Genomic DNA, 5,742 nt, shown 5'->3' with positions numbered 1-5,742 from the left:
TCCATTTGAGTCACTCCCATTCTATCTAAATGTCTACCTTAGACTCTTTTGGTGACACTTAGACTCTTTGGGATATTCTCTCATTCTGCTGATTCTATGACAATCCGCCTACATGGTTTACGCTTACGAACAATCCACACATTGTCGCTCAAAAAGGGGTTTTTACTGTATTCCCCCATGATAAAGAGATTATCCCATTGAATCTCTTCTCAGACGCTTCGGACTATCTCCTTGAGATCTGTGTCGCTGCCAACAAAATTCCATTGATCACTTCTCAACTTGAGCATTATGGTGTGACACGCTTTACCCTCTATCCGGATATCACTGAGGTTACCCGTCAAATTAACCTTGAAGTCCAAGAGGAAGGTCAGTTGCCTTCTATCACCAATTCCATTATTCCGATGTAAGATATTAAAAGTTTTAAAAATGACCCAGATTGTTCGCCCCCAGATTGAGAAGTCGCTAATGGAGGGCGACTCTTCTTATACTAAAAATATTTTATTCATACGTAAAGTCTATAGGGCTTAACTTAATTAGTTAATTGATAAAATTCTCTTTTTCTGAACAGACTATATTTGTATCATTCTGTTAGAAAAGAGGTACTACTTTGAAAAAATATAATGATACTATCACTATCGGAACAATCAGTGGAATATTTGCAGCAATTGTCATGACTTTAATGGACTGGATACTTCTTTTATCTGGTATTCAATTTACGCCACCTTGGGTAGTAGCTGGAAACATTTTGCTAAACACTGACGTTCTCTATACCCCAGCTGGAATTCTAATAGGTTACATCGTTCAGTTTCTTCTTGGGTCTGGATTAGGCGTTATTGTTACTATTGTTATCAGATTAACTGGCAAAGACTATTATTTAATTAAAGGTTTAGGCGTATCCTCACTTTTTTATATTGGTAATACTGGAATAATGCAAACACTGGTAAACATAGCACCTTGGATGCGGAGTGAGATTAGTTCGACATTAATGGCACTTATTAACTTCATTGTTCTTGGTGTATTAAGTTCGTTAATCATAGCTAAATACTATGAATTTAATAATAAACCAAATTCTCAAAGATAAACTTCTTAGCTCATATTGGCAAAGTGTCGCTAAACACAGTGTTAGGCGATGGCTTTGTCCCAAAAGAAAACCTCAGGAAATTATGTATTCTCCCAAGGTTACAGCCATTTGTTGATCAGCCGCAAGAATGCTGTGTCTTTGACTGCCGGGATTCCCAGCGGTCTGGTGCCTTCTCCTTTTGGTAAGGAGTTGGCGATTCTACCACCTTTCATGGATAGCGTACGTCTCAACCTTCATATTCGTCTTGACAACAGGCGGCCACTCTTTGAGCCTTTCGACCATATTTTCTGCAAGCCGGCTCGCGTCTTTATTGCATTTTTCCTTCACCGCCGGATCAAGTCTGGCCAGTTGTCCGAGCGCTGTCAGCAGTTCGTAGAACGTATCGGCGATCGTTTTGCAGCAAGCGGCGCATTTTTCTTCATACTCCGTGGTAAAGGTTGAGGGGACTGCAGTTTTTGGCCCACTTTTTGGTTTGCCGGTTTTTTTGACGGTTATATATTCTATTTTGATATCCTGAGGATTATTTGGTATGGGCGTGACTTGAGCCTGCACTTTCTCCGGAGCGGTTTGGTTCCGTTCTTTGAGAGTCTGATCAAGCTCCCGGGAAGTCATATCTTTAACATTATGCTGCAAGATAAATTTTTCCCGCTCATCTTCCGGAATCCCCAGAAGGAGGAGCGCCTGATAGTAGGTTAAACTCGTCAGCGCTGACGAATTTGAGTTCCCCCCGTCATTTTGATTATTCTATTAATCTCAGCCGCAATAACAACCGGCGTACGTTCAGTGATTTGTTCATTCATTTTTATTCCCGCCTTTTTGGTAGCTTTAATTACAGCATACGCAGACGGGCTTCAGATGGTGAATGCTTGTCTATGAACCTATCAAATCACCTTTCAAAATTGGGATGCTTTAGGATGAGGTTTATTACACAATATAAGGGAAATACGTCTTATCATGATTTCCTAGACGAAGCCGATCAAACAATTTCTAAGCTTGAAGCTTTTCCATATATTGGGTCCGTTCCCAAAGACATGCGCCTTATGCATCTAAACTACTGCATTTTAGTAATAGGAAATTACCTTGTTTTCTATGTTGTACTTGATGAAATAATTGGAATCCGGAGAATCCTTCGCCGACCACGGATGGGGGGCCCTTGAACATTCACTATTCCCTCAAATCTATTGCTTTCTGAACAAACTCACTAGGCAATGATGTTCTCCTACAAATATCCTCAACCGTCATTCCAGATTGGAAGTATCGAATTGCTACAGATTCCATTGATTCCCCGACTTCGATAATATGATAATCCGGGTCATAAAACCGCATTACCCTTTGCCCCCATGGCTGCTCTCTAACCTCATGAATAAATTCTACTCCAACTTCTTTCATTTCATCATATACCCTGCCAATTTTTTCTGTTTCAAAATACAATTCAAAGTTATTCGATTTCTTTAGGATGTTGTATTGTCCTATCCCTAGTAACTTCGAAAAATGTTCTTCTAAATGAATAGAGAAACCTCCATCAAATTCTATGTTTTCGCCAAAATCATATTTGACTTTTTGACCTAACTTCTCATAAAAAGTTCTTGATCTTTGCATATTTTTCACGACTATTAGCGAACAAACGTATTTCATTCCCTTACCCCAAATCCTTTCTTGCAAAACGCGCGACACGATGTCGCGCCAAAGTGTCATTAAGAACAGTACAAGAATTTATAAATAACTCGATGTTCTGGAGTTGTTGAAAAACTCCCTTTTTGATAATTTCGGAAGCATCAAAAAGCTTGATCTTTCCATCAACAAAATAAATATATACTTTGTAATCATTTGTTGGTACTACTTGTATTACTTTATGAAACATTATAGCACCTCCTTATTTCAGCGGGTCTATCCTAATAAACTGATTGTTTTCTCTGCCATTCTCCCAATTGACCATTAATTCATCTCTATGAATCTCGCACCAAGCAAGAACAAGTTTTAATTGTTTTGAAGGGAATATTCCCTTCAATACAGTTGCATTTTGTATATCAACTAATATTTTGCTCATTCCAAAACATCATAATCTTAATACCGTAGAATTCACTTACTATCTTTTTAATCCAGCTGTTCTAATTAAATCTAAAAGTCGGACTAACCCCTGTGAACCAAAAAATATTCCTAATCCTATGATAAGTTCTGTAATTATTCCTATCGAACTAAATAATACTCTTGTTGTAGAAATTCCATTCATGGGATACATGCTCATTAATGCTGAAACTAACCTTGGCACTGAATGCCCAATAAAATATAGACCCAGAACCGAAAAAAGTACTCTCTGTAAATCAACAGACCTTAAGCCTGAGCCTTCATTTGAATAATGCTCTTCTTTTGTCAATATCAAAGACAATTTTCCAGAGAAAATCCATAACAAGAAACCAAAAAGAATATAAACTAATGAAAATATAGCATTTAATAAACTCTCATGAACTACAGCATTAGGCGTTGACACAGAATATATAAGTATACTTGACAATACATTTGTCCCTTGAATGATGAAAAATATGCCAAGAATTTTACAGGCTAGACTCGCAATCTTACGCATATTCAATCTTCTTTTCCTCCTTATTATGACTCAAATGGCGCACTAACGTCCTGAGCACTCCCGCAGCGTCTTATAACATTCATCTAGTCTAAGTTGCGGGAGTGCTCTGTTATACGAAGCCGAACGCCCCCAAATTCTGAGGACGCCAGGACGGCGGCCCCTCAATAACAATTGTCTTTATGTAATCTATCTGTGTCTAAAATTATTCGTATTACCTTACATGGATTACCAACCGCAATAGAGTTAGATAGAATATTCTTTGTTACTACGCTTCCAGAACCTATTACTACATTATCACCAATAGTAACTCCCGGATTAATGATTGCTCCTCCACCGATCCAAACATTATTGCCTATAACTATCGGTAAAGCATATTCAAAACCTTCGTTACGTACCTCAAAATTTATAGGATGCCCTGCTGTAAAAAGATTAACATTTGGTCCGAACAAAACATTATCGCCAATTAAAACCTTGGCACAATCTAAGATAGTACAATTATAGTTCGAGTAGAAATTCTCTCCTATGTAAATGTTATAGCCATAGTCACAGTGGAACGGTGGCTCAATAAAAAAATTATCCCTTACCTTACCAAACAAACTCCTGATAATATCATCTCGCTTTTCGATTTCATCTGGGTGTAAGGAGTTAAATTGGTATAGAGCTCTCTTTGCAGTTTGTCGTTCTCTGAAAAGCTCTTCATCATTAGCCTTATATAGCTCTCCATTTATCATTTTTACTTTCTCATCCATAGCTATTCCCTTCCACTATTTGATCAAATATTATCAATCTTACTATTGGAAAATAGCTATGATATTATTCCATTTACCGCGCCAGGACGGCGCGCCATTGCGTTCGGTTTCGTAGAACGCTCAATTGTGAGGGTTTGTATAGAGCTTATTATTAATGAATAGTCGCCCAGATGCCAAATGCCATATCTCTTACAAATACTGTATTAGCATTCTGCCGTTCACTATTCAAACGTTCCTCCAATGTATCAATTTCAATTTCTTTTTGATTAACTACACCCAATTTGATAATACGGGGTAGCATCATTTGAACAACCCATGCAAGGTCGCTACCAGTTTCCAGTGTTTGTAAGACTGCCTCCGCCCTTATCTGGGAGATAGTCAACCCTGCCTGTTTAAACACTGAATATAAGTTCATGCCCATATGAATATTGCCGCCTTCTTTTGCCACAGTATTCCAGATCCAAGTTTGTACCTGTGTGTGCAATGGCATTAAATCTACATCCTTGAACGACCCCATTGAATCGCTCTCCTGAAAAACAACTAATCCTTTAGTCTTTAGGTAGGGCAAGAGGCTCTTAATGCTAAAAACTGCGTCTGGTTGATACATTAAGACCCTGCGTCCAACAATAGCATCAAACCGGCCAAGATCTTGCGGCAACTTGTCAATTTCAGCTATTATGAATTTTGTATTAGCGAATTGGTTTTTTACGGCAGAATCCCGTGCTGCAGCTATCGCAGTTTCATTCGAATCAAACCCGATTACCTCTCCTGTACTACCCACAATTTCTGCCGCTAGAAAAGTTACCTCTCCAGAACCACATCCTACATCCAATACCCGTAGCCCCTTTTTTATACCAGCATCCATAAGAAGTTGATAAGTAAAATCGTTGCGTTGAGCTATCATTAATTTATTCTCTCCTTTATCGTAATTAGCACATTCGACCAGAGACTCTCAATTAGAAACCCAAGTGGATATGATAAAACAATATTATAGAAATAGCAGTTCCCTGTTTTATAAATTACTAGAACTTCAAGTCAAAAAATCCTCCAAACCTACTTTCACAATCCGCGCCAGGACGGCGCGGCCTTTGCACGATATGTCGTAGAACGGTTGGGTTTTACCGTAGCGTCATATTACGTTCATATTGGCAAAGTTATGGTAAAACCTTGTTAAGTGAAGTTGGTCGCCCTCAGATTCAGAAGCCGCCATGGACAGACCGTGTAAAAACTCATCCTTAATTTACAGTTATAAAATTGATTTACCAATAATTGCTCTTGTTGTACTACAAATATAAAAATACAAAGGTCTTTTACCCCAGTACTTCAATCAA

The 5,742-nt window shown here is 38.3% G+C and carries 9 protein-coding genes and 1 pseudogene; 3 read left to right on the top strand and 7 right to left on the bottom strand.

Annotated elements, in window-relative coordinates; all coding sequences use genetic code 11:
* Positions 1 to 197: 197 nt before the first annotated feature.
* On the top strand, positions 198 to 407 hold the full coding sequence (locus tag OKX56_RS09945; protein ID WP_287896349.1) for a hypothetical protein: 210 nt from the start codon (positions 198 to 200) through the stop codon (positions 405 to 407).
* A gap of 200 nt (positions 408 to 607) precedes the next feature.
* Positions 608 to 1,081: a hypothetical protein gene (locus OKX56_RS09940; protein WP_287896346.1), complete on the top strand. Its 474-nt coding sequence runs from the start codon at positions 608 to 610 to the stop codon at positions 1,079 to 1,081.
* Positions 1,082 to 1,279: 198 nt separating this feature from the next.
* Here the strand turns inward: OKX56_RS09940 and OKX56_RS09935 are convergent.
* A pseudogene (locus OKX56_RS09935) lies at positions 1,280 to 1,816 on the bottom strand (DUF3102 domain-containing protein); the annotation flags it as partial.
* 137 nt (positions 1,817 to 1,953) lie between these two features.
* On the opposite strand from OKX56_RS09935, the gene OKX56_RS09930 reads away from it, so the two are divergent.
* Positions 1,954 to 2,238: a type II toxin-antitoxin system RelE/ParE family toxin gene (locus OKX56_RS09930; protein ID WP_353737769.1), complete on the top strand. Its 285-nt coding sequence runs from the start codon at positions 1,954 to 1,956 to the stop codon at positions 2,236 to 2,238.
* A 7-nt stretch (positions 2,239 to 2,245) separates the two neighbouring features.
* Here the strand turns inward: OKX56_RS09930 and OKX56_RS09925 are convergent, their stop codons facing one another.
* From OKX56_RS09925 to OKX56_RS09900, 6 genes are all read right to left on the bottom strand, one after another.
* Positions 2,246 to 2,716, bottom strand: a complete 471-nt coding sequence (locus OKX56_RS09925; RefSeq protein ID WP_287896340.1) for a VOC family protein — start codon at positions 2,714 to 2,716, stop codon at positions 2,246 to 2,248.
* Between the two features lie 4 nt (positions 2,717 to 2,720).
* Entirely contained in the window at positions 2,721 to 2,942 is a 222-nt protein-coding gene (locus OKX56_RS09920) for a DUF2442 domain-containing protein (RefSeq protein WP_287896338.1), read from the bottom strand.
* Between the two features lie 12 nt (positions 2,943 to 2,954).
* Positions 2,955 to 3,128 carry a DUF4160 domain-containing protein gene (locus OKX56_RS09915; RefSeq protein ID WP_502851152.1) on the bottom strand — a complete coding sequence of 58 codons (174 nt, stop codon included), beginning with the start codon at positions 3,126 to 3,128 and terminating at the stop codon, positions 2,955 to 2,957.
* Between the two features lie 39 nt (positions 3,129 to 3,167).
* Positions 3,168 to 3,662, bottom strand: coding sequence for a hypothetical protein (locus OKX56_RS09910; protein ID WP_287896355.1), 495 nt, complete (start codon positions 3,660 to 3,662; stop codon positions 3,168 to 3,170).
* A gap of 161 nt (positions 3,663 to 3,823) precedes the next feature.
* A complete protein-coding gene (locus OKX56_RS09905; RefSeq protein WP_287896335.1) occupies positions 3,824 to 4,411 on the bottom strand; it encodes a sugar O-acetyltransferase in 588 nt (195 codons plus the stop codon).
* 151 nt (positions 4,412 to 4,562) lie between these two features.
* On the bottom strand, positions 4,563 to 5,357 hold the full coding sequence (locus OKX56_RS09900) for a class I SAM-dependent methyltransferase (RefSeq protein WP_287896352.1): 795 nt from the start codon (positions 5,355 to 5,357) through the stop codon (positions 4,563 to 4,565).
* Between the last annotated feature and the right edge of the window lie 385 nt (positions 5,358 to 5,742).

It is taken from the genome of Dehalobacter sp. (assembly GCF_030063005.1).
GTDB classification, from domain to species: Bacteria; Bacillota; Desulfitobacteriia; order Desulfitobacteriales; family Syntrophobotulaceae; genus Dehalobacter; species Dehalobacter restrictus.
This window is presented reverse-complemented; position numbering and strand designations above follow the sequence as displayed.

What these genes read in the sequence shown, in the direction of transcription:
- OKX56_RS09910 (WP_287896355.1), bottom strand. Translation starts at nt 3,662, where the DNA reads ATGCGTAAGATTGCGAGTCTAGCCTGTAAAATTCTTGGCATATTTTTC.
- OKX56_RS09905 (WP_287896335.1), bottom strand. Translation starts at nt 4,411, where the DNA reads ATGGATGAGAAAGTAAAAATGATAAATGGAGAGCTATATAAGGCTAAT.
- OKX56_RS09920 (WP_287896338.1), bottom strand. Translation starts at nt 2,942, where the DNA reads ATGTTTCATAAAGTAATACAAGTAGTACCAACAAATGATTACAAAGTA.
- OKX56_RS09930 (WP_353737769.1), top strand. Translation starts at nt 1,954, where the DNA reads ATGAACCTATCAAATCACCTTTCAAAATTGGGATGCTTTAGGATGAGG.
- OKX56_RS09915 (WP_502851152.1), bottom strand. Translation starts at nt 3,128, where the DNA reads ATGAGCAAAATATTAGTTGATATACAAAATGCAACTGTATTGAAGGGA.
- OKX56_RS09925 (WP_287896340.1), bottom strand. Translation starts at nt 2,716, where the DNA reads ATGAAATACGTTTGTTCGCTAATAGTCGTGAAAAATATGCAAAGATCA.